General features: G+C 48.8%; 2 rRNA genes. Both read left to right on the forward strand.

What is annotated here, in order from left to right:
• A 16S ribosomal RNA gene (locus A2U94_RS20120) occupies window positions 1–758 on the forward strand; the annotation flags it as partial.
• 344 nt (window positions 759–1,102) lie between these two features.
• Window positions 1,103–1,735 (forward strand): 23S ribosomal RNA (locus A2U94_RS20125); the annotation flags it as partial.

A 1,735-nucleotide genomic window follows, 5' to 3' on the forward strand; every position in this document is an offset into this window, starting at 1 on the left:
TAGATACCCTGGTAGTCCACGCCGTAAACGATGAGTGCTAAGTGTTAGAGGGTTTCCGCCCTTTAGTGCTGCAGCTAACGCATTAAGCACTCCGCCTGGGGAGTACGGTCGCAAGACTGAAACTCAAAGGAATTGACGGGGGCCCGCACAAGCGGTGGAGCATGTGGTTTAATTCGAAGCAACGCGAAGAACCTTACCAGGTCTTGACATCCTCTGACAACTCTAGAGATAGAGCGTTCCCCTTCGGGGGGACAGAGTGACAGGTGGTGCATGGTTGTCGTCAGCTCGTGTCGTGAGATGTTGGGTTAAGTCCCGCAACGAGCGCAACCCTTGATCTTAGTTGCCAGCATTTAGTTGGGCACTCTAAGGTGACTGCCGGTGACAAACCGGAGGAAGGTGGGGATGACGTCAAATCATCATGCCCCTTATGACCTGGGCTACACACGTGCTACAATGGATGGTACAAAGGGCTGCAAGACCGCGAGGTCAAGCCAATCCCATAAAACCATTCTCAGTTCGGATTGTAGGCTGCAACTCGCCTACATGAAGCTGGAATCGCTAGTAATCGCGGATCAGCATGCCGCGGTGAATACGTTCCCGGGCCTTGTACACACCGCCCGTCACACCACGAGAGTTTGTAACACCCGAAGTCGGTGGGGTAACCTTTATGGAGCCAGCCGCCTAAGGTGGGACAGATGATTGGGGTGAAGTCGTAACAAGGTAGCCGTATCGGAAGGTGCGGCTGGATCACCTCCTTTCTAAGGATTTTTACATAAAAAGCGAAGGCGATTGTTTAGTCATGAAAAGCGTTGGAGCTTTTGACAGGGGAACCGTTATTTGGTTTCGTTGACAAAAGTGAAACGATCGAACGACTAGGAGCCGTAGCTAGACAAGACGTACGTTTTGAAGCTTTGTTCAGTTTTGAGAGTTCAATCTCTCATTTAATAGAAAGTACATCACTTTCTTCTTATTAGATAAGAAGAATTTTGAGTGCGATTGTTCTTTGAAAACTAGATAACAGTAATAGCTGAGGAAAAGTGAAACTTTTCTTTAATCAAACCAATAAATAACGCAACGCAAGTTGCACCATTTATTCGCTAGTGGTTAAGTTAGAAAGGGCGCACGGTGAATGCCTTGGCACTAGGAGCCGATGAAGGACGGGACTAACACCGATATGCTTCGGGGAGCTGTAAGTAAGCTTTGATCCGGAGATTTCCGAATGGGGAAACCCACTGTTCGTAATGGAGCAGTATCTTTATCTGAATATATAGGATATTGAAGGCAGACCCGGGGAACTGAAACATCTAAGTACCCGGAGGAAGAGAAAGCAAATGCGATTTCCTGAGTAGCGGCGAGCGAAACGGAATTAGCCCAAACCAAGAGGCTTGCCTCTTGGGGTTGTAGGACACTCTATACGGAGTTACAAAGGAACGAGGTAAATGAAGAGGTCTGGAAAGGCCCGTCAAAGAAGGTAACAACCCTGTAGTTGAAACTTCGTTCCCTCTTGAGTGGATCCTGAGTACGGCGGAACACGTGAAATTCCGTCGGAAGCTGGGAGGACCATCTCCCAAGGCTAAATACTCCCTAGTGACCGATAGTGAACCAGTACCGTGAGGGAAAGGTGAAAAGCACCCCGGAAGGGGAGTGAAAGAGAACCTGAAACCGTGTGCCTACAAGTAGTCAGAGCCCGTTAATGGGTGATGGCGTGCCTTTTGTAGAATGAACCGGCGAGTTA

The organism is Bacillus sp. VT 712 (assembly GCF_001614195.1).
Taxonomy (GTDB): Bacteria; Bacillota; Bacilli; order Bacillales; family Bacillaceae_H; genus Priestia; species Priestia flexa.